General features: G+C 41.9%; 17 protein-coding genes and 6 pseudogenes. 18 read left to right on the forward strand and 5 right to left on the reverse strand.

Going from position 1 to position 25,822, the window contains the following annotated elements; all coding sequences use genetic code 11:
- Window positions 1-4: 4 nt before the first annotated feature.
- Complete coding sequence (locus tag ANSO36C_RS16350) at window positions 5-2,203, forward strand: PD-(D/E)XK nuclease family protein (RefSeq protein ID WP_251955394.1); 2,199 nt, start codon at window positions 5-7, stop codon at window positions 2,201-2,203.
- Between the two features lie 124 nt (window positions 2,204-2,327).
- On the opposite strand, the pseudogene ANSO36C_RS16355 reads toward ANSO36C_RS16350, so the two are convergent.
- A pseudogene (locus ANSO36C_RS16355) lies at window positions 2,328-2,762 on the reverse strand (YidH family protein); the annotation flags it as partial.
- A 153-nt stretch (window positions 2,763-2,915) separates the two neighbouring features.
- Between ANSO36C_RS16355 and msrA the strand changes: the two are divergent.
- The 5 genes and pseudogenes from msrA (at window position 2,916) to ANSO36C_RS16380 (ending at window position 6,090) form a co-directional block, all read left to right on the forward strand.
- Window positions 2,916-3,584, forward strand: coding sequence for a peptide-methionine (S)-S-oxide reductase MsrA (gene msrA, locus ANSO36C_RS16360; protein ID WP_251955395.1), 669 nt, complete (start codon window positions 2,916-2,918; stop codon window positions 3,582-3,584).
- A 330-nt stretch (window positions 3,585-3,914) separates the two neighbouring features.
- Window positions 3,915-4,761, forward strand: a pseudogene (locus ANSO36C_RS16365) (RnfABCDGE type electron transport complex subunit D).
- A 67-nt stretch (window positions 4,762-4,828) separates the two neighbouring features.
- Window positions 4,829-5,227: a DUF2330 domain-containing protein gene (locus ANSO36C_RS16370; RefSeq protein ID WP_251955396.1), complete on the forward strand. Its 399-nt coding sequence runs from the start codon at window positions 4,829-4,831 to the stop codon at window positions 5,225-5,227.
- 115 nt (window positions 5,228-5,342) lie between these two features.
- On the forward strand, window positions 5,343-5,756 hold the full coding sequence (locus tag ANSO36C_RS16375) for a DUF2330 domain-containing protein (RefSeq protein ID WP_251955397.1): 414 nt from the start codon (window positions 5,343-5,345) through the stop codon (window positions 5,754-5,756).
- Window positions 5,749-6,090, forward strand: a complete 342-nt coding sequence (locus ANSO36C_RS16380) for a hypothetical protein (protein WP_251955398.1) — start codon at window positions 5,749-5,751, stop codon at window positions 6,088-6,090. Before ANSO36C_RS16375 ends, ANSO36C_RS16380 begins: the two co-directional genes overlap by 8 nt.
- Before the next feature lie 161 nt (window positions 6,091-6,251).
- Here ANSO36C_RS16380 and ANSO36C_RS33905 read toward each other — a convergent pair whose 3' ends face one another.
- A complete protein-coding gene (locus ANSO36C_RS33905; RefSeq protein ID WP_267145321.1) occupies window positions 6,252-6,377 on the reverse strand; it encodes a hypothetical protein in 126 nt (41 codons plus the stop codon).
- 76 nt (window positions 6,378-6,453) lie between these two features.
- Between ANSO36C_RS33905 and ANSO36C_RS16385 the strand changes: the two genes are divergently transcribed.
- The 9 genes and pseudogenes from ANSO36C_RS16385 (at window position 6,454) to ANSO36C_RS16425 (ending at window position 17,872) form a co-directional block, all read left to right on the forward strand.
- On the forward strand, window positions 6,454-7,101 hold the full coding sequence (locus ANSO36C_RS16385) for a sigma-70 family RNA polymerase sigma factor (RefSeq protein WP_251955399.1): 648 nt from the start codon (window positions 6,454-6,456) through the stop codon (window positions 7,099-7,101).
- Window positions 7,102-7,647: 546 nt separating this feature from the next.
- Window positions 7,648-10,509 (forward strand): annotated as a pseudogene (locus tag ANSO36C_RS16390) (CHAT domain-containing protein).
- A 526-nt stretch (window positions 10,510-11,035) separates the two neighbouring features.
- Window positions 11,036-12,004, forward strand: coding sequence for a DUF1822 family protein (locus tag ANSO36C_RS16395; RefSeq protein ID WP_251955400.1), 969 nt, complete (start codon window positions 11,036-11,038; stop codon window positions 12,002-12,004).
- A gap of 174 nt (window positions 12,005-12,178) precedes the next feature.
- Window positions 12,179-13,093: pseudogene (locus ANSO36C_RS16400) on the forward strand (CHAT domain-containing protein); the annotation flags it as partial.
- A 287-nt stretch (window positions 13,094-13,380) separates the two neighbouring features.
- Window positions 13,381-15,036 carry an IS1634 family transposase gene (locus ANSO36C_RS16405; protein ID WP_251955401.1) on the forward strand — a complete coding sequence of 552 codons (1,656 nt, stop codon included), beginning with the start codon at window positions 13,381-13,383 and terminating at the stop codon, window positions 15,034-15,036.
- 315 nt (window positions 15,037-15,351) lie between these two features.
- The gene (locus ANSO36C_RS16410; RefSeq protein WP_323374457.1) at window positions 15,352-16,806 is read left to right on the forward strand and encodes a CHASE2 domain-containing protein; all 1,455 of its coding nucleotides are present in this window, start codon (window positions 15,352-15,354) and stop codon (window positions 16,804-16,806) included.
- 248 nt (window positions 16,807-17,054) lie between these two features.
- A complete protein-coding gene (locus ANSO36C_RS16415; RefSeq protein ID WP_251955402.1) occupies window positions 17,055-17,504 on the forward strand; it encodes a DUF928 domain-containing protein in 450 nt (149 codons plus the stop codon).
- 22 nt (window positions 17,505-17,526) lie between these two features.
- Window positions 17,527-17,589, forward strand: a complete 63-nt coding sequence (locus tag ANSO36C_RS16420) for a DUF928 domain-containing protein (RefSeq protein ID WP_251960351.1) — start codon at window positions 17,527-17,529, stop codon at window positions 17,587-17,589.
- A 46-nt stretch (window positions 17,590-17,635) separates the two neighbouring features.
- Window positions 17,636-17,872 carry a DUF928 domain-containing protein gene (locus tag ANSO36C_RS16425; protein ID WP_323374605.1) on the forward strand — a complete coding sequence of 79 codons (237 nt, stop codon included), beginning with the start codon at window positions 17,636-17,638 and terminating at the stop codon, window positions 17,870-17,872.
- Between the two features lie 87 nt (window positions 17,873-17,959).
- Here the strand turns inward: ANSO36C_RS16425 and ANSO36C_RS16430 are convergent, their stop codons facing one another.
- Window positions 17,960-20,068, reverse strand: a complete 2,109-nt coding sequence (locus ANSO36C_RS16430) for a M3 family metallopeptidase (protein ID WP_251955403.1) — start codon at window positions 20,066-20,068, stop codon at window positions 17,960-17,962.
- A gap of 309 nt (window positions 20,069-20,377) precedes the next feature.
- On the opposite strand from ANSO36C_RS16430, the gene ANSO36C_RS16435 reads away from it, so the two are divergent.
- Together ANSO36C_RS16435 and ANSO36C_RS16440 are read left to right on the forward strand one after the other, a co-directional pair.
- On the forward strand, window positions 20,378-21,073 hold the full coding sequence (locus ANSO36C_RS16435; RefSeq protein ID WP_251955404.1) for a Uma2 family endonuclease: 696 nt from the start codon (window positions 20,378-20,380) through the stop codon (window positions 21,071-21,073).
- A gap of 388 nt (window positions 21,074-21,461) precedes the next feature.
- Window positions 21,462-22,373, forward strand: a pseudogene (locus ANSO36C_RS16440) (hypothetical protein).
- Between the two features lie 305 nt (window positions 22,374-22,678).
- Here the strand turns inward: ANSO36C_RS16440 and ANSO36C_RS16445 are convergent.
- The gene (locus ANSO36C_RS16445; protein WP_251955405.1) at window positions 22,679-24,499 is read right to left on the reverse strand and encodes an ABC transporter ATP-binding protein; all 1,821 of its coding nucleotides are present in this window, start codon (window positions 24,497-24,499) and stop codon (window positions 22,679-22,681) included.
- Window positions 24,500-24,568: 69 nt separating this feature from the next.
- Window positions 24,569-25,384 (reverse strand): DUF6816 family protein, encoded by an 816-nt coding sequence (locus ANSO36C_RS16450; RefSeq protein WP_251955406.1) that lies wholly within the window; start codon window positions 25,382-25,384, stop codon window positions 24,569-24,571.
- 94 nt (window positions 25,385-25,478) lie between these two features.
- Here ANSO36C_RS16450 and ANSO36C_RS16455 point away from each other — a divergent pair.
- A pseudogene (locus ANSO36C_RS16455) lies at window positions 25,479-25,818 on the forward strand (carbon dioxide-concentrating mechanism protein CcmK).
- The last annotated feature ends 4 nt before the right edge of the window (window positions 25,819-25,822 follow it).

Below are 25,822 nucleotides of genomic sequence, written 5' to 3' on the forward strand. Positions count from 1 at the left end.
GTTTGTGGTTTCTCATTCGGTTTGGATTGTTGGCACTAGCCGTAGTGGTAAGACGGCTCGCTTGGTAGAGCAATTTTGTAATTGGGTACAACCTGAGAAGAGATACGCTGAATCATTTTATACTAAAAAATCAGGACTTAAAAAAGCTAGTCATCTACCCGAATTTTTATATCTTAAACAAACAGAGCCGGGAGTTTTAGTCTTAGCTGCCAATGATGATAATCGCCGAGAGTTAGGAGATATAATTGTTACTTCCACCTTGGGTAAATATCCGGTTCGTGCTAAGACACCACTAGGTTTTTTTCAGGATGAAGTTATTTTATTTTGGCCGTTGTTAATTAACTCGTTGAACCTGAAGGCACAGTTTCCGGTAAGATTGCGACCAGAAACAGAACAAGAATTAGCAACTAAACTCTGGCATCCCCAATTAGACGAAGAAATTTTACGTGTTGTGGGAGTGAATGAATCTCGCTTGGTGCGTCGCATCCTCGATTTATTGCAACTAGCAGCTTACAGTGGTACGCCTTGCGAAGATATTGCCCAGATTTTGGTAAGAGGTCTAGGGGAAAATAGTACAACTTTAGAGCCGGAATTTTTGGCATCTTTGCTGCTAGATTGGCGGAACTGGTGTTTAGAGAGAGGGTTATTAACTTATGGCATTATTACAGAACTCTATAGTCAACACTTGTTAAGCGATCGCAATTACCAGCAACATCTAACTAAACGTTATCAGGCAGTACTGGCGGATGATGTTGATGATTATCCTAGCGTAGCGCGTCTTTTGTTTGAATTGCTATTAGATCAAGGCGCAGTTGGGGCGTTTAGTTACAATCCCGACGGTGCAGTGCGATTGGGATTAGGAGCAGATCCCAACTATCTAGAAGGATTAGCAAAGCGTTGTCGGGTAGAAATCTTGAACGGGCCGCCTCCAGAGTCCCTTGGTGAGCAACTAACTGAACAGATGGTGGAATTAGTCACAGAACCGATGGTACTGTTGAGCCTACCAAAAACAGTGCCTTCAATTCAAACCACCTCCCGCGCCCAATTATTGCGGCAAACAGCAGAAGTAATTGCTAATGCCATCCAATCACAACAAGTACAACCAGAACAAGTGGCAATTATTGCACCAGGTTTAGATGCGATCGCTCGTTATACCCTAGTAGAAATCCTCATCAAACAAAATATCCAGGTAGAATCGCTTAATGACCAACGTCCCCTAATTAGTTCACCCATCATTCGCGCATTACTCACCATGTTGGCACTAGTTTATCCCGGTTTGGGACGACTAGTAGATCGGGATGCCGTGGCAGAAATGCTAGTTGTCTTGAGTAGGAAACAACAACCACCAGAAAACTCTACAGACACGGTTAATTCTAGAGACGCGATCAATCGCGTCTCTACTGATATTGATCCGGTACGCGCTGGTTTGATTGCAGATTACTGCTTTGTACCCCATCCCGATCGCCCCAACTTGCTACCTGTGTCAGCCTTCGAGCGCTGGGATCGAATCGGCTACGCAGCGACTACAGCATATACTCAGATATTAGAGTGGTTAGAACAGCAGCGATCGCAACAAGAATTGCGGTTAATTCCCAGCCCCATTTCCTTGTTAGACAGAGCAATTCAGCGTTTTTTGTGGAATGGTAGTAATCTCCCCTACGAACAACTAGCAGCACTGCGGGAATTATTAGAAACCGCCCAACACTACTGGGAAATTGACACCAGATTACGACAAATTGCCCCAGTTGAGACAATGCCTCACACAACTATTATCGAATTCATTCAACTACTGCGACGCGGTACGATTACCGCCAACCCTTACCCTGTGCGTCCCATTGGTGGAGCAAGAAAGGCTGTCACCTTAGCAACTATATTTCAATATCGATCTAGTAGGCGATCGCACCAGTGGCATTTTTGGCTAGATGCTGGTTCGCCTCTATGGGCGAAAGGTGGCGCAGCAACTTTGTTCGGTGCGCCGTTTTTCCTGCGAGACAGATTAGGCGAACCTTGGACAGCAGAAGATGAAAAATTGGCAGAAGAACAAAGACTACGAAGAATTTTGACAGATTTACTCTCTCGTGTATCTGAAAGAGTTTATTTGTGTCACAGCGATTTAGCCGTAAATGGACAAGAACAACTGGGGCCACTGTTACCTTTAGTGAATGCCTGTGTCACAGTTATTTCTGAAGCCACTGTTAATTGAGTGTCTTCGGGCTGTGAGAAGCTCAGATCCCCGATTTTTTTAATAAGTTAGGGATCTTGTAGAATATTTGTCTATACAAAATAGTAATTTTCCCATTTTTAACATTGGCTTTTGGATTTGATATTTGCAAATTTCGTGACTGTGGTTGAATTTTAACAGGAGAACGAAAAGGGACTTTATCACGCCTTAAGAGTAAAGGAATGCTGAGAAGTCCCAAAATAATTACTACTCCAGTCATAATCCAAACCATTAACCTATTTGGTTTATAATCACCTCGTTCAATTTGCCAAAAAACTTGGTTGTATCGCCATGCAGCTAACGCAATAGTCGAAATTCCGAAAATTACCAAAGCAACACCCAAATTTTCCGAATTAGATAATGGATTTACCGGAGGTTCTTGTTGAGTAATCGCAATATTCAACTGGCGCAGAAATATACCAAATCGGGCAATAGCAAAACCAAAGCCAATCAATGCAATAGAAGTGCGTAGCCAAGCAAGAAAAGTACGTTCGTTCGCTTGATGCTCCCTTTGACGGTCAATTTTGGGTATTTTATCCATGAGTAGCTTCTAACGCCAAGTTATCTTTGATGAATAGCATTAAGTAGTGAAAGAGCAAACGCCGAGATGCCTCGATAATTCCGAGAGAACCCCAAGCGATCGCGAGAATCTTTACAATAGTAAATAAGGTAAAGATATATATCATCAAAATCAATGGCACTATTCGGATTTGGCAAAAAGTCAGTTATGCCCACACCTGAAGAAGCTTTGTCAGGAAGGGCGCAATCTATGTCAGTACCTGCGGCTCATTATGTCAACAAGAATACCTTAAAACCTCCTTATCCCGATGGATTAGAGAAGGCAATTTTTGGCTTGGGCTGTTTTTGGGGTGCAGAACGCAAATTCTGGCAACTTAAAGGAGTTTACACCACCGCAGTAGGTTACGCTGCTGGATTCACACCCAACCCCACTTATGAAGAGGTATGTAGTGGGCGAACCGGTCACAATGAAGTGGTGTTGGTTGTGTTTGATCCCAAAGTGATTAGTTTTGCTGAACTGCTCAAAGTCTTCTGGGAAAGCCACAATCCCACCCAAGGGATGCGGCAAGGTAATGATGCTGGCACTCAATACCGTTCGGGAATTTATGTATATTCCGAAAGTCAAAAACAGCTAGCAGAAGCATCGCTAGAAGCTTATCAGCAAGCCCTTAGCAGCGCAGGCTATGGCAAGATTACTACAGAAATTTTGGATGCGCCGGAATTCTACTACGCTGAAGCTTACCATCAGCAATACCTGGCTAAAAATCCTAACGGGTATTGTGGTTTAGGAGGGACAAACGTAGCTTGTCCCATAGGTGTAGTTGAATCACAAGTTAGTAATTAGAAATGGAGTTGATGGGGTAGTCAACTTAAAGTGAGTTCGACGAACCTCTCCCTGCCTTGAACTAAAGTTCAAGTCTGTCCCTCTCCGAGTCGGAGAGGGATATGTTTTGTCTAGTTAAGCAAAGCGCAACCCAACAAAGCCTCGAAAATGTTGGGTTTCCTTCCTCAACCCAAGCGTATTGGCTTATAACTTGAAATCTTAAGCAATATCAAGGCATGGGCATGAACTTGCAGGTCGCTTTGTAACAAAATCTGTAACAGCAACACTATTTGAGCAATTATTCGCCTAAATTGGTGAGAAATCTACGGGTAATCCCTGAATTAAGGGTTAATGTTGCTAAAAGATATACGAGATTATCAGATTTTATTTCTTGGCTTGTTCCTAGTCTTGGAATTGGCACACGAGATTGGACGCTGCGACCACAGTTAATTGGGGTAGCGATCGCTACAAGTTTAGCAACTCAATGGATATTGTCATTAGTCATTGGTCATTCGTCATTAGCAAATGACAAAGGACAAATGCCCAATCTTCGCAGTGCTTTGATTACCTCACTGGGACTAAGTTTACTATTGCGGGCTGACCACTGGACAACAATGGCAATAGCCGCAGTTCTTGCGATCGCCAGCAAATTTATCTTCCGAGTTGGCGATAAGCATTTCTTCAATCCCGCCAATTTTGGCATCATATCTGCTTGATTCTTCCCCCCGATGCTTGGGTTTCGCCGGGACAATGGGGTGAAGAGTGGTGGTATGGGCTATTATTTCTCGGCACTGGCGGCATGATTTTGCAACGCATTGGTCGCTGGGACACCACAGCAGCTTTTTTGGGTTCTTACTCTTTAATGGAAGCGCTTCGCAACCTTTGGCTGGGTTGGACTTGGGATGTTTACTGGCATCGATTGATGAGTGGGTCTTTGCTGCTATTTGCCTTATTTATGATTACCGATCCGCGATCGATTCCCAATTCCCGAATTGGGCGTGTAATTTGGGCAGTTTGCATCGCCGGATTAACTTTTATTCTGCGAAATTATTTCTTTGTTTCCACAGCAGTTTTCTGGGCGCTGTTTGCCCTTGCACCTTTAAGCATCCTGATAGATGTTTTCTGGTTAGCCCCAAGGTTTGCTTGGCAAGAAAAAGATAAGGAAGCAGGGGAAGAATTTCTTACTCAGCACTCCTAACTCTTGTACAGACGCGATTCATCGTGTCTCTAGTCTCTAACACTAAAAAAGATAGAGGTATAAAATAATGAAATTTTTTCGACTTTTAACGCCATTATTATCGGCAATTGTAGCTGTTTTGTGCTTTGCACCCGCAGCTTGGGCATTTTGTGGATTTTATGTAGCCAAAGCGGATACAAAACTGTATAACAAAGCTTCTCAAGTGGTGATTGCACGAGATGGCGATCGCACTATCCTAACAATGGCAAACGACTTTCAAGGCGAAGTCAAAGATTTTGCAATGGTAGTACCAGTGCCAACGGTGTTGCAAAAAGAACAAGTTCGCGTCACCCAACCCAAGATTATTGAGCGCTTAGATGCTTTTAGTGCGCCGCGATTGGTAGAATATTTTGACTCAGATCCTTGTCTGGCAATAAATAATAGCAGTCAAATGATGCATTACCAGCGCCAGCAGCAGCGAGAATGAGGCGGGGAGTGCAAGGGGCAATGCTATTTTGGGTGTGACAGTCTGAAGCACGTTTCAATGTGGCGAATACGACATTTTGATTCCTCAGTGCCAAAGAATCTGGCGGATTGGAAACTTGGCTCAAACGCAATGCTACAAAATTCCCAGAGGTGCGAAACAGTTACTTCAGCCTTACATTCGCTCCTCAATGAAATTTTTTGTTGCTAAAGTCAACTTAGATAAATTCGAGCAATCTGGCTATCAGTTCCTCCGTCCACTACAAATTTCCTACCAATCGCCCAAATTCATGCTGCCAATTCGTTTGGGCATGATCAATGCCACAACAGAGCAGGATTTAATTGTCTACATTCTCTCACCCCAAGGACAGGCAGAAATCACTAATTACAGAACGGTGAAAATTCCCTCCGATGCGAACATTCCCTTATTTGTCAAAGATGAATTTGGTGAATTTTACAAATCCATGTTTCAAACTATCTACACCAAGAAGACAGAAAGTTGGTTTTTTGGAATATGCTTGGAATATGGGTAGTTGCGATCCCTGTTCTGCTGAACCCCTCACCCCAGAAGAACTCAAGCAAGCAGGCGTATTTTGGCTAGATGATAATTCTACAAGCGATGTCCCAGTACGCCCCAGCTTTCGTCGTCCCTTTCCTAGAAATGATGTCTTCCTTTCTCGATTGCACATTCGCTATACCCGCGATAAATTCCCTGAAGACTTGATATTTCAACAAACTGCCAATAGTGAATTTTCCAAGGGCGTTATGTTTTACAACATCCGTTTTCAGGGGAACTCAAATGTCAGGCGGGTAGAGAATATAAGCGGTCTTTGCCCAAGCGTTTTGAACAAGAAGCGCAAACTCTAGCTAAACTAACCAACTGGAAATCCAAGATATTCGCAACAAAATGCAGTTGAGTGTAGGTAATTTTAGATATTCTTGGTGGGAAACTTTAGTGTCTTGGCTGGGATTATATTGAGGAGAGCAGGGATTAGGGATATTTTTGGAAATGCTCTGTAGTAGTCAAATTAATACATGGTGAAACTGTGGTTAAACAGGGGAATATTGCGATCGCAGAATATAAATTCTTGTAAGGGCAGAAATCTTACCCACCAATGCCATTCGCCCCATTCCCTTTGAAAAAAATTTGGCATCTTGACGAAAGGTAATTTTTTAGGGCGTTGTTATACGCAATACTAAGATATTCTGGCTTTGTTCTCCAAGATTGTCATGGTTCACGATGAACAGCTACGCTGCTTAGTTAAAGAAGCCTGTGGACACCAACCTGGTAGTCCTCAGCGTCAAAAGCTGCTCACGCAAATTATTCGCTTGACAGCAAGTAGACTTTGGAGGGAAAGTACTCCCTATTATCAAGACGCACTACAACAAACTTGGTTGTATTTCTGTCGCAATGTTTGTGAAGGTTTGACCGGCCAAATCTATGACCCCACTCATGGCAGTGTCATCACCTGGCTGAATGCTTACCTAAAAAGGAGACTACAAGACTTTTACCTTAACCAAAACCGGGAACAAGCCACAATAGTCCCTCTGAGAATTCGTCAGTCTACATCGGGTGGAACAAGTGAAACCATTGACCCTGTAGATAATCTCCCGGCTAGCCCCCAAGCGCCTCCGATTCTGGAAAACCTGGAGATATGGGCGAGGACAGATTCTGATGGAGAACTACGCGCTACTCACATAAAAGGGCATCCAGATGTGAACTGTCAGGTGTTAATTCTCAAACGCTTACCCCCAGAAGTCAGCTGGAGAGAATTATCTGAAGAATTTAGGTTGTCAATTCCGACATTAAGCAGTTTTTATCAGCGCCAATGTCTACCTCGTTTGCGTAAATTCGCAGAATTGGAGGGATTATTATAGGGATTCTTGTTTTAACAGTTATCAGTTACCAGTTAATTTTTCCGTTGCGACTAAAAATGGCGTGTTTCAGCCGGGGTCAAATATCTAACTGAAACCATGATAACTGTTCACTGATTTAACTGATTTAATAGATACATAGCAAGATAGTATAAACGTGCTACCTTGCTATGTTAAGTATATACTTAATTATACTTTGCCCATCATGTTTAGAGTCTAAAAAATCAGGGTATTTCATGAGATAATATTATTAATATGTTGAAATTGGATAAGACACTGCGTAATCACGTAAAAAAAACCTGTTTATTAAACAAGAGACTGTCGCGTAGTCTCAATTAGGATAAAAACATATTGCTTGCTTCTAGGCAAACCAATGTGTTTTTTGGGCGTGGGGATGAGTACATCCTCTGTTAATCGTAACCGCGCCTAGAGGTTTGGGGGATAGTGTTTCGGAACCTGTGGGCGTTCCAAGTCGCTGTTTCTCTTTCTCTGCTGAAAGCCCCCAGATTGATCTGTGGGGAATGCGTTACTTACCTCTCGTCATGTCTTATGGCTAAAACAACTAGGATTTTTGGCGCGAATTTTGTAAAAGTTAAAAGGCAAAGGGAGCCAAGGCATCGCCTATTTTCCCTACATTGCAAAACTTTTAACCCTTTCAGAGTTTGTCAGTCACTCATTTCAAAAACCAAAAAAACCCTTACGGGAGATGCTGCACGTAGCTTGGTTAAGAGTAAGGGCACAAGTAAAGAAACCCTCCCAGCACGGGGAGCCAAAACGCTGGCTAAGTTTTTATGTTTGGTTTTATACTTCTTAATTGCCTTGCTATGCATTCTCACTTCACCTTTGCTGGCAAAAGTTCCTAACTCAATTAGTTCCTCATCCCAACTACCAATTAACAGTCTGACATCGCTGGCTGTCACTGCTGACCCAGCCTCACTATTACAGCAGGGTAAAGTTTTATACAGTAATGGAAACTATACCAAGGCTGTAGAAGTGTTGCAACAAGCTGTCCAGACATATAGACAGCAAGGGGAAAGCCTGACATTGGCAGCGACACTGAGTAATCTTTCCCTAGCTTACCAGCAACTCGGTGCATGGAGTCAGGCACAGGAGGCAATTACAGAGAGCTTAAATTTGCTTAAAGGACAGGATGAAAATCAAAATCTGCAAATATTTGCCCAATCGTTAGATATTCAAGGCCGCCTGCAACTGGCGATGGGGCAGCCCGATGCGGCTTTAACAACTTGGCGGCAGACGGAAGAAATCTACAAGCAAACAAATAATAAAAGTGGCGTGGTGCGATCGCTAATTAATCAAGCACAGGCATGGCAAGCTCAAGGATTTTACCCACGGGCTGTCAAAACACTAGATCAAGTAAAAGAGACGTTAGAATCTAAACCAGACTCCATAGAAAAGACAGTGAGTTTGCGATCGCTCGGTGATGCCCTTTTGGTAGTGGGCGATCTGAAAAAATCACGAGAAGCACTAGAACAAAGTCTGACGATTGCTCGAAACCTGCAATCAAACTCGGATATTGGGGCTAGTCTGTTTAGTTTGGGGAATAATGCCCGTAAACAACAGGAAAAGCCACAAGCGATCGCCTATTATCAACAAACAGTCGAAGCATCTCCCTCACCCCTCACAAAAATCCAAGCTCAACTGAATCACCTGGGACTACTCATTGAAGACCAAGAATGGGCAAAGGCTCAAACTCTCTTACCGTTAATTGAGTCCCAACTCGACCAAATTCCCCTCAGCCGTGCTAGTATTTACGCTCATGTAAACTATTCACAAAGTTTGGCAAAAGTCAAGAGTGGTATTTTGCACGCTTCTAATAGTAATTACTACCTAGAATCTAGTAAAAAAGACTCAGCAGTATTACTCGCCAGAGCCATCCAGCAATCCCACAGTTTAGGGGACAAGCGAGCAGAGGCTTATGCTCTGAAGAGTTTAGGCGGCTTGTACGAAGAAACTAGACAGTGGACAGAGGCGCAAAAGCTTACCCAGGAGGATTAGCTTTAGCACAGAGCAGTAATGCACTAGAAATTACTTATAGCTTAGAGTGGCAGTTAGGTAGATTGCTCAGGGAAAAAAAAGATATTAATGGTGCGATCGCGGCTTATGATGCTGCTGTAGACACACTCCAGTCTCTCCGCAGAGATTTAGTAACAAATAAAGATGTAGTAAACCAGGATGTGCAATTCAACTTCCGGGACAGCGTGGAACCCGTCTACCGACAGTCAGTAGAGTTACTGTTGCAATCCCAACAAGGAAAACCAGATGAAAAAACGTTGGAGAAAGCACGCGAGCGGATTGAAGCACTCCAACTAGCAGAATTGGATGACTTCTTCCAGGAAGCCTGCCTGCAAGGTCAGAGAGTAGCCCTCGATAAAGTAGTAGACCAAAATAATTCCCAGGCTGCTATCCTTTATCCGATTATTCTTCGTGACGAACTTCAGGTAATTGTCAAAATTCCCAAACAACGCTTGCAAAGCTACAAGACCAAGATTTCCCAAGCAGATGTCGAAAAACTCTTACTAGAACTGCGAAGAAATCTTGTCAATCCCACTGCTACTAAGCTTGTCCAAACCCAATCGCAAGAAGTTTACAACTGGCTGCTTAAACCCATTGAGTCACATTTGCAAAAAAGTGGTGTCGATACCCTAGTATTCGTCCTAGATGGCCCATTACGCAACTTACCAATGGCAGCTCTCTACGATGGTCAACAATACTTGATAGAAAAATATGCAGTTGCTCTGAGTGTAGGTCTACAACTCTTAAACCCAAAACCACTAGTGCAACAGCAGCTAGTAGCTCTCACCGCAGGATTGACTCAGCCCCCGCCAAAATTTTCCAAGTATGGGCCATTGCTGGGGATCAAATCTGAATTCGACGGCATTACCAAAGCAGGAGTATCCACAACTCGTCTACTAGATGGGGATTTTAAGAAAAAGAATTTAGAGAATGAAATTGGTGCTGCTTCATTTAACATAGTGCATTTGGCAACCCACGGTCAGTTTAGTTCCCGTCTTGAGGAAACTTTTATTTTGGATTACGATGGTCGGATCAATGTTAAGGATTTTGATACTCTCTTCCGCAGCCAGGGTAAAACTATAGTGGAACTATTGGTTTTGAGTGCTTGCCAAACAGCAGCAGGAGATAGCCGCTGCAGCACTCGGTTTGGCAGGAGCAGCTGTACGAGCTGGGGCACGTAGTACTATAGCCTCTCTATGGCAAATTGATGATGAGTCGACGGCAATGTTTTTTAGCGCCTTCTATCAAGAACTCAAGAGTGGCAAAATCACTAAAGCCGAAGCAGTCCATCGTGCCCAGCTAAAGCTGCTGAAACATCCTAATTATCATGCACCAAGCTTTTGGTCTGCCTATGTATTGATTGGAAATTGGTTGTAATTGGGGGATTGGGCACTGAGGATTTGCCCCGGAGCGAGGCTCTGCCTGGGAATGTAATGGATGGAGGCTCTGCCTAGGGTGTTGACTCTGTGCCTTTTTAGAAGTTAACAAATCATGCAAAATATGTGTAGTCATTGCGAGCTTTGCGAAGCAATCGCAAAGCTCGCAATGACACAAGAGAGATTTTGCCCTGACACAAAAATAGTATGAGTCAAAAACGCCCAAATTTTATTAAAGTCAACAGCCTAGGCTCTGCCTCCCAGTTTGACAGGAGGCAGAGCCTCCCACAATACTATTACAAGGCTCTGCCTTGTAACGAGAAGAGGAGAAGTAATCCACATTTAGTTATGTCTGTCAATACGTAAGTCCTAATCTCAATATACAATTCCTCAATTTTATGAGATATTTTTACCTAATACCCAATAGCAAAACCCCAATTTCTTTTTCCAGTATTTAATTTTGTGGCATAAATTTAGTGAATGCGGATGATATCTACATAGCAGCATTGATCACTAGAAATTGACTTATGAATAACTCCACCTATCAGCTAGACGATTACGCTTTGACATTGCCGATTTCCCAAACAGCTCGCACAACTGCCCAGCAATTTGCTAAACAGCAGCCAAATCCGGAAAAAGCAGAGCAAGTCCGGCTGAATACTCTGGCTGTGTGGGTGGTGAATGACTACTTGCAAATGATGGATATTCCTACTGATCTTCAAGCTAGTGATAGCTGGAACCCCATCACGCGCCTTTGTGGAAATGTAGCTGACTTAGAGGTGTCCTCAATTGGTCGTCTGGAGTGTCGCCCTGTCCATTTCCATCAGCAGATATGTTCTATTCCTCCAGAAACTTGGGAAGAACGGGTGGGTTATTTAGCAGTTCAATTTGATGAATTGCTCCAAGAAGCGAAACTGCTTGGTTTTATTCCTAGTGTCACAGATGAAATACTGCCTTTAACGCAACTGCAACCATTGGAAACATTTATCGACCACATCTGGCAACTGCGTCAATCTCCAGTTACTTCACTTGTGAATTTGAGTCAGTGGTTTGCTGGTATATTTGAGACTGGCTGGCAGACTATTGAATCTCTGTGGAACGTGCCGGAACTCAGACCAACTTATGCCTTTCGCAGTATTGAAACTTTGGAACTAGATAGCCTTAACCAAGCAGAATCAATTACTAAACGGGCAAAACTGATTGATTTGGGTATCCAAATTCTTAACCAACCAGTCATGTTAATTGTGGAAATTAGCCCCGAAAAGGATCAACAAACCAGTATTCATCTCCAATTGCACGCCACTGGGAATCAAATCTACTTGCCGTCAGGAGTTCATCTCACCGTTTTAGATAGTTCGGGAGCAGTATTTCTAGACGCTCAATCTAGGAAATTAGACAACTACATTCAGTTGCAGTTTCGTGGTGAACCTACAGAGCAATTTAGTGTTAGGGTAGCCTTTGAGAATACCAGTATTACCGAACATTTCCGAATTTGAATTACATAGTCATCTTTGCTCTTGGTCGGTAAATTATTAAGTGGTAATAGTTAATTAAAAATTAAAAATTCAAGCTAGCTTTTAGGGATTTTGAAAAAAGTCTGTAGATGCTTGTGGAGCTTGTTATGAGAAATTAAAACAGGCGTGATCTTGCACAGGGAGATAACGACGGTTATGGGTAAGTTAGTAGTCATAAAATTCGGAGAGGGTAGTTTTGAGCAGGGATTTGCTGTCACCCTCCAAATTGGTGAAGAAGGTGAGCGTGCTGCAACAGAAATCACAGGGAGGCTACCTTCATTTCCAGAAATGCCGCTCTATTATAGTCATTGGCAGTCTAGTTATCGGCAGATAGGCAATCGTTATCGGCTCCATGCTGACCAAATGCAGGTGACGAATGTATCGATGGTTCAAGACTGCGAAAACACTTCCCGTATTTTGCGGGCACGTTTTAATACTTGGTTGCGAGCAGAAGAGTTTCGCCCTTTAAGGGAAAAATGGTTAGAAAGATTGTCCTCCACGGACGAAGTGCGGGTAATTTTGCAAACAGAAAATAGCCAATTGCAGCTATTACCTTGGCATCTGTGGGACTTGTTAGAACGCTACCCGAAAACTGAAATCGCCCTTTCTTCACCATCCTACGATCGCATTCACAAGCCACGCATTGCCAATGAATTTGTTAACATTTTGGCAATTGTGGGCAATAGTAAAGGGATTGACACCCAAGCCGATCAAGCTTTACTGCAACAGTGTAATAACGCTGAAGTCAGCTTTATGGTAGAACCACAGCGTAAAGAATTGACTGACCATCTCTGGGGGAAAAATTGGGATATTCTTTTCTTTGCCGGACACAGTTCCAGCCACGGAAATGGGGAAAGTGGACGAATTTACCTGAATAAAACTGATAGTCTGACTATTGGTGAGTTAAAGTTTGCTCTTAAAAAAGCCATTGAAAATGGTTTGCAATTAGCTATATTCAACTCCTGTGATGGATTGGGATTGGCGCGAGAATTGGCTGATTTGCAAATTCCTCAAATAATCGTCATGCGTGAACCTGTCCCAGACCAGGTTGCTAAGGAGTTTTTAACCCACATTCCGCACCCACAACTGTGACACCCCAAGGAAACGGATGTATTTAGTACATAGGAACTAATTAGTGGGAGAATTGACTAGAATTTATTGGCTCTAAATAGGAATTATTACTATTAACTTAGATATATAGTCAAAAAACTTGGACTTTGTACAAAATTTTGGTTCTTAGGTTATTTTGATGGAAAACTTGGTTCAAAATCATTGACTATAAAAAGACAAAAAACCGGTTTGAATCAACAGAAAAATGAGAAAATTTCAACAGATACTTTGATGGAGTTTCTGTTGCCATGTTTAGTACCAAAGACCTTGAATTGAAGAAGATTGACCATTTAGGGATAGTAGCAGGAATAGTAGATTCAATTGGGATTGTAGAAATAATTAATAATTTACTAGGGTCAGAGCCAGGAGAAAAAGTTAGTGCAGGTCAGGTAGTAAAGGCGATGATTTTAAACGGCTTAAGTATGATGTCACAGCCGTTATATATGTTTCCAAAATTCTTTGAATTAATTGCTTGTGAACATTTAATTGGTGTAGGAGTAAAAGCAGAATATCTCAATGATGATAAATTGGGGAGAGTATTAGATAAATTATTTATAAAAGGACTAGATACAGTATTTTTAGCCGTCAGTTTAAATGCAGTAGAAATATATCAGATATCACTCTCATCATCACACTTGGATTCAACATCATTTCATGTAGATGGAGAATATGAAAATAGTTTACCATCAGTGATATTTGAAAATCAAAAAGAATCAGGTTCATTAGAAAAAGAAAATAAAGAGAGTCAATCACCTCAAGCGATAAAGCTGACCTACGGTTATTCAAGAGATCATCGTCCAGATTTAAAACAATTTATTACACAATTAGTATGTTCAGGAGATGGAGATATACCAATATATATAAAAGCAGTATCAGGGAATGAAGTTGATTCTAAAAAGTTTGGAGAAATAGCAGTTGAATATCAGAAAAGAATACAAGTTGATAGTTTAATAGTAGCAGATAGCGCATTATATACAGAATCAAATATCAAGTTAATGTCGAGTCTCAAATGGTTAACCAGAGTACCCTTGACGATAAAATCAGCAAAAAACTTAGTGATGAGTTTAGCAGAATCGGAATTTGTTAAAAGTGAAAAAGTAGGATATTCTTATGCCGAAAAGAAAATAACTTATGGAGATATAGAACAAAGATGGTTAATCGTACAAAGCCAAGATAGAAAAAAATCTGACTTAAAGAAATTATCAAAGAAAATAGAAAAAGCTTTGACTAATACTCAAACTAAGTTAAAAAACCTATCGCAAGAAAAATTTGCTTGTGCTGCTGATGCTAGAAAGGAATTAACCAAAATAAGTAAAGAATTTAAATATCATCAAGTAGAAAATATCGAAGTTATCGAAAAAGATCCTAACGTCAAAGAAGAAAATCAATCAAAATACTATCAAATCTTAGCAACTGTTAGTGAAAATAAAGATGTTATTGACCAAGAAATATTAAGTGCAGGAAGGTTTATAATTGCGACAAATGTTTTGTCAGAAACTGAACTGAGTAGTGAGAAAATGCTGTCCGAATATAAAGCACAACAATCATGTGAGAGAGGATTTAGTTTTCTCAAAAATCCTTTATTTTTAGCAGATAGTATTTTTCTGAAAAGCCCAGAAAGAATAGAAGCATTGGCAATGATAATGGGGTTATGTCTGCTAGTCTATACTCTAGCACAAAGAGAAATTAGAGCAGCTTTAAAATCCTTAAACTATACTGTAAAAAATCAATTGGGCAAAGCCATCAACAATCCAACTATGCGGTGGATATTTCAATGTTTTCAATCAGTTCATCTTGTTACTTTTCAACAAAAAACAGACTTTTATAATTTGACATCTGAGATGAAGTACATTCTCTTATTCCTCCCCGAAGCTTGCCGTAATTACTACAGATATATAAGTTGATTTATCAATATTATTAATACTTTAATCATATCATTTGACTCATTAATAAAATTAATGAGCTTAATTTCTAATGCTGTTTTTAAGTTTATTTCTGGAGAAATATAAGTTATGATAAAGTCTTAATCGTTGAAACATAAAATTATATTATTTATTGTTCTAGAAACCACCCTCATTATTTATTGCTTCTTATTGAGAATACATCTGAATCAACTTTCCTATCTAAAATTTGTTTTTTTATAGATAAATGTATTTTTTTATTCTTTTTTCATGAATTTACCTCCGTAATAACCGATAGTGACACTGGGGGTGCGGAATGTGGGTTTAAAGTATTTTCTTGAAGGCTTTGCCGGTGGCGAGTCTTTATATCAATCAGTACGCCAAGCGCGGGAACGCTTGCAAGGACTTGAGGATCGATTTCCTTGTGCGACTTGGCTACCAGTAATTTGTCAAAATCCAGCGCAGATACCACCCACTTGGGATGAATTAAGGTCTGTAAAAACTGAAGAGATACCAAATTTACCCTTGCCTACCAAACGCAGATTTCGGACAACTTTGTTATCCAGCTTGGCAATTACAGTCTTGGTTTGTGGGGTGAGATTGGTAGGATTGCTGGAAAATCCAGAGATTCAAGCCTATGACCTGATGATGCGATCGCGCCCTGCTACAGGACTTGATCCCAGACTGTTAGTAATTACAATTGACGATGATGATTTGGCAATTCAAAGAAAAAATGACGAGTCCTTGGCTGGAGCTTCCCTTTCGGAAAAATCTCTTAACAAAGTTTTGGCAAAACTAAATCAATACCAACCCCGCGCGATCGGCTTGGATATCTACCGTGATTTTAAGGCCAAAGACCCAGATTTAATTACTCGTCTCCAAAAAACTCAGAACTTGATTGGCGTATGTAAGGGGAGCGATGGCAGTGTAAATATCCCAGGCAACAGCCCGCCACCAGAAATACCCCCAGGAAACTTAGGATTTAGCGACTTTATTCACGATCGCGATGGAGTTGTTCGTCGCCATCTCCTATTCATGAACCAAGAGGCGACATCATTGTGTCCTGCCCGCTACTCGTTTAGTCTACAATTAGCATCACTCTATCTACGCCCTTTAGGAATTCAAACTAAGTTCACCCCTAAAGGGAATTTGCAACTGGGTAAAATTATTTTTCCGAACCTGAACTCTCGCACTGGCGGCTATCAAAATATTGATGCTAATGGCGGCCAAATCTTACTTAAATACCGTTCTTCAAAACAGATAGCTGAACAGGTGAAGCTAACGCAATTTTTATCTAGTCCGCTTGACTCCGGCGCTATCAAAGACCGGATTGTTTTGATTGGTGTGACAGCAAAGGGGGATTCTCCAGATACTTGGCCTACACCCTATGGCATTCCTTTAGATGAACAAATGCCAGGAGTGCTGGTACACGCTCACATGATCAGCCAGATCCTCAGCGCAGTTCAGGATGGGCAGCCATTGCTGCAAGTTTGGTCATTGTGGGCTGAAGTGGTTTGGATTTGGGGCTGGTCTTTGGTAGGGGGAGTCTTGGCTTGGCGCAGACTTTCGTTACCCTGGTTGGCATTGGCAACTGGTGTTACTTCTGGTGTTTTGTATGGAGTTTGCTTCGGTCTATTCATTTCCGGTGCTTGGGTACCGTTTGTACCGTCAGCTTTATCGCTGGTAGCTATGGTGGGCTTGATGTCAATCTATAATTCAAAAACAGAAGCGCGGGTGGGGAGTGAGAGAAATGAGGGAAATGAGGGAGATTGAAGAAGAATTCAGAAGTCAGAATGGGCTAAACGCCCCGCTACCGCTAACAGGAGTCAGAATCAAGACGCGACTCGAAAATACTCGCTAACGCTACGCTATCGCGGACTCGCTCTAAGCGAAGCATCCCGAAGGGTATACGCTGCGCTATCCGCCACTCGCACAGAATTCATTCTGAATTCTGACTCCTGACTCCTGAATTCTGTTTGATAACTAATGCCTAATCCAAAATCGTATGAGGTAAGGTTTTTATGAATTTAAATTCACGGCCTATAAAACTGTTTTTAATAGTAACTTTTAGCTGTACAAGTCTACTAGTTAGCCTGATTCCAGTACTGGCGAAACCAACTCCTAATCGCTCTGATGCTAAAACGATCCTTGCTCAAGCCAAAACCTTTAATCAACCTCCAATTCCACCTGGCCCCCCTCCTGGCGGTCGTGTTCGTGGTGGAGCGAAGCGCGGGGAAATAGCTGGGTGTCCACCTACTAAACCCGATCTGACTGCTTTAGTGCCCTTTACTGAAGAAGCCGACTCAGTGATTAATGTCTGGGGACAGACAACAATAGAACGTCCAAGTTGGTTTTTCTATGTGCCCTATACCAAAGATTTGCCTTATGCAGTTGAATTTGTAGTGCAAGAATATCCTGAATCTAAGGACTCTAAGGAGATTTTTCGAAAAGCGATCGCTCTCCCCCGATAAACCAGGAGTCATCCGCGTTTCTTTGCCGGACACAGTTCCCGCTTTGGCAGTAGACAAACAATATCGCTGGTTTTTAAACCATTAACTGTGACAAGGAAAAGACTTCTCCCCCAACTTTTGTTGAAGGGGTAATACAACGAATCGAACTGAATCCAGCCACAGTCAAAGAGCTACAAACCACAGAACCTCGAAAGCGCTATGCTATCTATGCCCAAAAGGGGATATGGTACGAGGCACTGGCGACGCTGGCTGAACTGCGTCAAAAAAATCCTGAAGATGCGGCGCTGAAAGCAGAATGGCAAAATTTATTAGGCAGCATCAGCTTAGATGATGTTGCAGGAGAACCCATTCCCCTAGGAACACCTTAAACTAGAGAAAAAACGTTCACTCAAGGATTATCTGCAAAAATTTTGATGTAGAGACGTTGCAATCCAACGTCTCTACAGAGGTGTTGTTTAATTGACAGCAGCACTTACTAAACCATTGTGCCTGAGCAGAGCGATCGTACTTGGTTCACGACCCCGGAAAGTTTTAAACACCTCCATTGGATGCTTACTACCACCGAGCGCTAGCACTGTATCACGATAACGCACACCTGTGGCTTTTACTGCCTCTTCATCTTCTAATCCAGCTTCTTCAAAAGCGGCAAAAGCATCAGCACTAAGTACCTCAGCCCACTTATAACTGTAGTAACCTGCTGCATAGCCACCCTCAAAAATGTGTCCAAAAGCACATAACATAGAATCTTCTGGAAGTGGTGGTAAAACAGTCGTAGTCTTGGCTATACGCTGACGCACATCTGCCGGAGTTTCATCGCTACCGGAACGATAGCGATAATGCAGTTCTAAATCAATACTGCTAAAGTGAATCTGCCGCAACATCCCAGTACCACTCATATAATTACGCGCCGCTAGCAGCTTTTGATAATAATGCTCCGGTAGGGCTTCTCCAGTTTCATAATGTTTAGCCATGCCAAATAAAGTGGGTCGCTCATAGCACCAGTTTTCCATAAACTGACTAGGCAATTCCACTGCATCCCACTCCACATTATTGATGCCTGCGGCTCCAGCATAGTCAACCTTGGTAAGCATGTGCTGCAATCCATGACCAAACTCGTGGAACAAAGTTTCTACTTCGTAGAAAGTCATCAAACTCGGCTTGCCATCGACTGGAGGAGTTTGGTTACATATTAAATAAGTCACAGGCAACCGAATGGCAGTTACATCATTTTCAGTGATTTTGGCACGATTGATGCACACATCCATCCAAGCACCACCACGTTTTTCTGCTGGACGGCTATAGGGGTCTAAGTAAAAGTAGGCTATGGGAGAACCAGTTTCATCAGCTATTTGGAAATAACGAACATCCTCATGCCATACTGGGGCTTGACCATCAGATGGGGTTACAGTCACACCAAACAGCCGCTTCACAAGTCCAAACAAGCCATCTAACACTTGGGGAAGGGGAAAGTAGGGACGCAATTCTTCAGCAGTAAAGGCAAATTTTGCTTCTCGTTGGCGTTCTGCCCAAAAGCTGATGTCCCAGTGTTTTAGATCCTGATATTCTTCTCCATAAGATGCGGCGAAAGCTTGAAGTTCTTCTAAGTCCTTGACAGCAGCATCATAACTTGCCTGGCGTAGTTCTTCTAATAGTGCTTCGACTGCCTCAACATTAGGAGCCATTTTACTTGCAAGACTCAACTCGGCAAAACTCTTAAAGCCGAGTAAATCTGCAAGTTCTTGCCGTAACTCGAAAATACGCACAATTAACGGGTTGTTATCTAAATCCCCAGCAGAAGCGCGAGTGATATAAGCTTTGTAGAGTTTTTCACGCAAATCTCGACGGGTGCTGTGCTGCATGAAAGGGCCGTAGCAGGGGAAGTCTAAAGTAATACGCCAAGGGCCATTTTCTGGCGTGGCGTTCTCTTCTCCAGCCGCACGAGCAGCTTGAGCAGCTAAACTCACTAAACTTGGTGGTAAGCCGTCAATTTCTGCTTTTGTTGTCAGGGTTAAGCTAAAGGCTTTTGTGGCATCAAGTACATGGTTAGAGAATTTAGTCGAAAGTTCTGCCAACTCCATCTGAATGGCGTTGAAACGCTCTCTTGCTTCTCCTTCTAAGCCAACACCAGAAAGTTCTGCATCTCGAATGGCAGCTTCTACAATGCGCTGTTGAGCTAATTCTAAAGTTGCCCAACTATCACTGCTACGAAGTTTCTTAAAAGCATTGTAAATAGGTTGGCTTTGACCAAGCTTGTTGACAAACTGTACGACTAGTGGCTGTACAATTTCATGAGCTTCGCGCAGTTCTGGGCTATTTTGAACACCCATTAAATGATTTACCACCCCCCAACTCCAGGTAAGCCTTTCTGTCAGCTTTTCTAAGGGTTCTACTAAACCACTCCAAGTAGGCTGTATATTAGCCTCTAAGGTGGCAAGCTGCTGGTCAAGTTCTGCCAGCAACTGATGGAAGGCTGGTACTACTCGTTCTGGTTTAATCTCTGCAAAGATAGGTAATCCTGTGCCTTGAAGTAAGGGGTTGTGGGAAATGATGGTACTTGCACTCATGGTTTTGTGTGAACTGCGGACTAATGAAAATCAACAATGATTTTTATTTATATATCTTCTAATGTAACGATCGCTGTGCTGTTTATGATTGCCAGAATGACAGAAAGGCAAAAAAAGCGATAATTAATCACAAAATAATCTCCATCTAGCTATTTTGTTTGGTATTTGAACAATATGTAGGGGGCTGGGGACTGGGCAGGAGATTTTTACCCTCTTCTCCCTTCGTTTACTCGGTAGTTCTAGAAATATCAGGGAAAGTCTCTAAGATAATATAATCATGCACCTATCCTCTTAATCAGGTGGCTAATTATGACTAGCCTCTTACCGGATTCTCAATCTACAGAAGTTTTTTATCCAAGCTCGGATGGTGAACCTTTGGCAGAAAGTTATGTTCATTTATGTGCTTTACTGGCAACTTTAGAAGTATTAAGGCAATATTTGCTGGATCGGGAAGCAACGGTTTTGAGTAATCAGTTTCTCTATTATGCTCAGGGTTTTCCGAGGTTACGGGTAGCTCCTGATGTCATGGTGATTTTTAATGTCGCTCCAGGAGGCCGCGATAATTACAAAATATGGGAAGAGGGACAAGTGCCTGTAGTCATTTTTGAAATGACTTCGGAGGGTACTAAAAACCAGGACACAGGTTTTAAGAAGACGCTGTATGAGCAGTTAGGGGTAATAGAATACTGGTTATTTGATCCCAAGGGAGAGTGGATTAAGGAGCAATTGCAAGGGTATCGGCTGCGAGGTGAGGTGTATGAGCCAATTACAGATAGTCGATGTGAACCTTTGCAGCTGCGCTTGGAAATAGAGGGGCAACTGATTGGTTTTTATCGAGAAGACACTGGGGAAAAGTTGCTAATTCCAGAGGAGTTGGCAGAGGCACTGAAGCAGGAAAGATTAGCGAGGGAACAAGCCCAAGAGCAAGCAAAACAAGCAGAGTCACAGGTGGAAAGGTTAAGGCAACATTTGCGATCGCTTGGTGTTGATCCTGATACTATCTAGTTCATACATTTGCGATCGCATATCGCGGCTGCTTCACCTACCTCAAGTTAGCCAAAGGCGATGCCTGCGGCGGGCTACGCTTACGCATAAAGGCATCATAATGTACTATGTCAAACAGGTAGCTCGTCCGCCAGCATGAGCGTTACCTTGAAAGTGCAGTTTCAACCCAAGAATTCTAAGCTTTCAAGGCGTGGGGGTGTCAAATTAAGTGAGTGCGATCGAGCGTCCTTAGCGAATTGAAAAGTGAGGCTCTATATTTGTGATTTTATTTGGCAACTCATCTTTTTACTCGTAAAATCGAAGACAAGATCAAGGCCAGTAGAAAAGAGTCCCTAAATTAATGAGTACGTTAATCAGTCAGGGTGGAAGAGCTATCACTAAATTTCAGATGATAGACCGAATAAACGATATCGCTTGGCAAGCCCACCAAGGTAGCGTTGCGGCGATTATTCAGCTATTGAACGAAAAGCTAGCCAAGTCTGGTGTCAGAACTAGAGCCATTTTTTCTGATGGTATCTTACAAATTCTGTGCGAAGCAGCTAGCGTAGAACAACTTGAGCAATCTCCCGTTGTCGCCGAAATTCAGCAAATTCTTGATTCCATCGCCCCGCGTCAGATTCGCCGAGTCAATATCAACAGTCGGATTGTTCGGGAACAACAATTATTGTGGTTAAAAGAAATAGATAGCGATCGCGAAAATCAATTGCTTTGGTCACAGGAAATTACGTTAATTCAGCCCAATATTATAAAGCAACTAATTAAAGATTTCACAGAAGCTCAAGCTGGGCTAGGAAAGTCAAATTTCCCTAAAACTCAAGTCTCTCGTCCTTTAGTACTTATTAACAAAGAAAAACCCAAAAATAAACCTAACAAAGCGATATTAGCAGCAGTTGGTTTATGTTCACTCTTATTGCTTAGTTGGGTTGTTTATGCCCAGTTAGGTAATAATCTGAAAAGCCTAATGCAATTCAAAACTTCTAAATCTTTAACTACAGAAAATACAAGCGATAGAAAAGTAAAGATACCACTCAGTCCTGCTAAGAACAAACTTTTTTGATCCATCTGATGACCAATTTGCCATAGCGGTGGCGAATTGCAAATCTTGCTTCTGCATCTGGTAAAACAGCCACAGCCTCAACTCAGTGGTATAGAGATAGCTGCTAAGTGGCAACGGGCTTCAGATTTAATGAGTACGGTGCCACAAAAACACAGTCGTTATCAGGAAGCTAAGATTCGTACTCAACTTTATAAGAAATACAGTGAGGCGGCACAGAAAGAAGCAGATAAGAGTAAATCTTAGTTTTTTGTGATTAGAAAACTTAGACTACTGATTAATATTCTCATATTTAAAAAAATCGACCTTATTGACAATATAATAAGGTCGATTTAAGTCAATACGGTTTAGTTAATGGTAAAAACTAAAAGTAATGTAGTAGCGTAGGTTGGCTGGAGGAACAAAACCCAACATTATTAACCATTTGTTGGATTTCGCTATTGCTCAACCCAACCTACTATTTTTCACAAAGCCAAGGGTATTGCGATTTAATCAAGTTAATTAATTCTTGGAGTCAATCTAAAATCCAAAATCCAAAATGTGTGTGTCTTCTAACTCAGAAGTTCTCCTGTTTCTTGTAGGGAATGCAAACGGCGGTAAATACCCTCATGACGCAAGAGTTCATCGTGGCTACCCACTTCTACAATCTTTCCTTGCTCTAGAACGACGATTTTATCAGCTTCCCGGACTGTACTTAAACGGTGGGCAATGACAATGGTGGTGCAAGTACCCTGAATCGATCGCATTGCTAGCTGAATTGAACGTTCAGACTCATAATCTAAACTAGAGGTGGCTTCGTCAAAAATCAGCACATCTGGTTCCACTAACAACGCCCTAGCAATTCCCAAGCGTTGTCTCTGTCCTCCAGATAACCTGACACCTCGTTCTCCCACGACGGTGTAATAACCTTGTGGTAACTGCTGCACTACTTCATCGACTCTGGCAATTCTACAGGCTTCCTTAACCTGCTCCAAAGTGGCATTTCTCTTACCATAGGTGAGGTTATCCAATATAGTACCGTTGAAAACATCTACTTCTTGGTGAACGATCGCTAATCTCCGTCTATATTTACCCACATCCAAAGTGCGAATATCTTGACCATCAATCAGAATTTGACCTGTTTGAGGTTCAAAATATCGCAACAGCAATTTCATTAAAGTAGACTTACCAGAACCGGAACGCCCCACTAATGCTACTGTTTGGTATGGCTCAATCAACAAGTTGATATCTTGTAAAACTTGACGGTTGGCATCATATCCAAAACTGAGGTGCGACAACTCAACTTTTCCAGTAAATTTATAAGGTGATTCTGTCTGGCTATTCTCTTCTAAAAGACTAGCTGAATCAGATGCAGTTGGCTCTTGCAGAAATTCGTGAAACCGCAGCATGGGAGAATAACGACGGGCAAAAACTTCTGCCAAATTACTAATAGGTTCTAATTCGGCATAAGCCATGCTAGAAAGAGTTAAGGTCATGATAAAGTGACCGAGAGTAATTCTCCCGTTTACTGTTGCTGCTAAAGTCAAACCGAGGATAGTAAACACACAAAACTGAATTACAGTTCTTTGCCAAGTACCTAGTATCGTATAACCTTTGTGGATGCGATAATTAAGCACCGCTAGTTCACGATTTAAACGTTTCTTTTGCCGTTTCAGTTCTCTAGCTTCTGTAGCAAATGCTTTCACCGTTTTGATGTTGGTGATTAATTCGGAAGTGCGGCTTTCGGTGTCCTCTCCATATTTATCTACACGACTTTCGTACCTAATTAGCTGTTGTAAACTCTTCAAGCTGAAGCTGAGAATAATTACAAAGGAAATTAGATATAAAATTGCAATCCGCCACTCAATGAACAAGATAAACACAAAAATTCCCAGTACACGAGCCAGCTTAGGAATCAACTGTCCGGCAACTTCAGGGTAACTAAAAGTATGGTTAGAAATACCTCTAGCTACTCTTCCGGCAATACGTCCAGGGTTATTTTCATCATAAAATTCTAGTGGGAGAGTGAGAACTTTAGCGATCGCTGTTTCACTTTTATCTCGACGCGATCTGAAAGCTATATCCCAGTGAAACCAATTGCTTAACCAGGGTTGTGTTGGCGCTCTCACTACCGTGACAATGAATATTAAAACCAGCAATACTCCTAAAGATAGAGTTTTATTAACTGGGTAATTGGTGATTCCAGAAAAAGTTGCGATCGCACTTTGAAGTGGTTTATCCAAAGGTTGATCAGACAAAACGTTTAAAATCTGCCCGATCGCATAAGGGACAACCAAATCAATAATTTCGTAAATGCTGGATGCTGTAATACTAAAAACACTCAGCTTCCAATCAGAGCGAAAGTAATTGACAATATCTTGAAATTTGGCCATGATGCACACCATCCAAGAGCGCGATCGTAAACTTGGAATTTATATACTACGCCTGTAGTACGAATGTAGTCAAGAGCTAGCTGACAAATCACTCTTTGGGAGTAGTTGATAGTTTTTGGGGAAAAATTCGAGGCTATAGCGGTAGAGAGCAACTGGTTGAGAAGCAGCTTGAAAGTAATCTGGATCTTGGGGTGAAAGATAAACAGCAGTAACTTGGTCTGCTTCAATCGCCGGATTAGACGTTGAAAGTTTATGATAAGCCGTAGTAGATTCTACAGAGTTTAAATAGGGGCGTGAACCACCTTTAAATAGTTGTTGAAACACTTCTGTAGTGATGATGCCATCAGAGGTAGTTTCTGTGGCCCGTGCAGTCACAATGGAAACTAGTTGCCGACTGCTACGCAAGAACGTAATTTGACGATTAGGTGAATCTGGATCTACTTTGACTGATAACACTCCTTCATCCCCTAAATAAGCCCGTGCCAAATTCAAACTATTAAATGCTCTATCTGCTACTAAGATGGGGGATTTGTTATCTATCTTAGGTAATATATTTAACCCAGTAGTATGTGGTTTCTCTTTCACAAATCTTACTACAAAACTCACAGGCTGATTTAATTGTCGGCGATTACCTTCAAACCCTGGAGTTACGATTTTTGGTGCTAAAGGTGCAGCTAAGTCTACTAAAGTACTTGTAACTTGCCAATCACCAGCCATCCATTCCGGGTAAACCAAATCACCCGAAGCTGGTTGCACTGAAGTTAATTTTTCCCATTGGGGAAAATTTGCTAACCGTTCAGCCAACTCTCCTGCAAAAGCTTCACCACCCCACAGTAGGAAAAAAAACAGCAAGCAACAACTCCAAATTCCCTTCATTACAAGCATTAGCAGTTTTGTCTTTAATGTTTATTATTTATCGATTAAAAATTAAAACTTTGTAGTGAGATAATTAGCCCTATCCCGAATTTATAGTGATAGCATGACATTGGCATTAGGCATGATTGAAGTTTATGGCGTTCCCACAGCAGTGGAAGTGGGAGATGCTATGTGTAAAGCTGCCCGTGTAACTCTTGTTGGTTATGAGAATACCGATTTGGGAAGAATTACCGTGTTAATTCGGGGGGTTGTGGGCGAGGTAAATGTGGCGGTGACAGCAGGACTAAAAGGCAGTGTTACGAGTTAACGGTGGCGAGATGCTTTCTTCTCATATTATTGCCTGCCCCCACAAAAATTTAGAATATATTTTACCGATTCATCGCAGCACTAATGTGGAACAATTCAGTGCAGATATCCGATTTCCTCCACCCTTATCAGTTTAGCTAT

It is taken from the genome of Nostoc cf. commune SO-36 (assembly GCF_023734775.1).
Taxonomy (GTDB): domain Bacteria; phylum Cyanobacteriota; class Cyanobacteriia; order Cyanobacteriales; family Nostocaceae; genus Nostoc; species Nostoc commune_A.

Coding starts and splice junctions, on each gene's coding strand:
- ANSO36C_RS16370 (WP_251955396.1), top strand. CDS start 4,829: ATGAAATTTTTTCGACTTTTAACGCCATTATTATCGGCAATTGTAGCT.
- ANSO36C_RS16430 (WP_251955403.1), bottom strand. CDS start 20,068: ATGAGTGCAAGTACCATCATTTCCCACAACCCCTTACTTCAAGGCACA.
- ANSO36C_RS16445 (WP_251955405.1), bottom strand. CDS start 24,499: ATGGCCAAATTTCAAGATATTGTCAATTACTTTCGCTCTGATTGGAAG.
- ANSO36C_RS16380 (WP_251955398.1), top strand. CDS start 5,749: ATGGGTAGTTGCGATCCCTGTTCTGCTGAACCCCTCACCCCAGAAGAA.
- ANSO36C_RS16415 (WP_251955402.1), top strand. CDS start 17,055: ATGAATTTAAATTCACGGCCTATAAAACTGTTTTTAATAGTAACTTTT.
- ANSO36C_RS16395 (WP_251955400.1), top strand. CDS start 11,036: ATGAATAACTCCACCTATCAGCTAGACGATTACGCTTTGACATTGCCG.
- ANSO36C_RS16385 (WP_251955399.1), top strand. CDS start 6,454: ATGGTTCACGATGAACAGCTACGCTGCTTAGTTAAAGAAGCCTGTGGA.
- ANSO36C_RS16405 (WP_251955401.1), top strand. CDS start 13,381: ATGTTTAGTACCAAAGACCTTGAATTGAAGAAGATTGACCATTTAGGG.
- ANSO36C_RS33905 (WP_267145321.1), bottom strand. CDS start 6,377: ATGCCAAATTTTTTTCAAAGGGAATGGGGCGAATGGCATTGGTGGGTA.
- msrA (WP_251955395.1), top strand. CDS start 2,916: ATGGCACTATTCGGATTTGGCAAAAAGTCAGTTATGCCCACACCTGAA.
- ANSO36C_RS16435 (WP_251955404.1), top strand. CDS start 20,378: ATGACTAGCCTCTTACCGGATTCTCAATCTACAGAAGTTTTTTATCCA.
- ANSO36C_RS16450 (WP_251955406.1), bottom strand. CDS start 25,384: ATGCTTGTAATGAAGGGAATTTGGAGTTGTTGCTTGCTGTTTTTTTTC.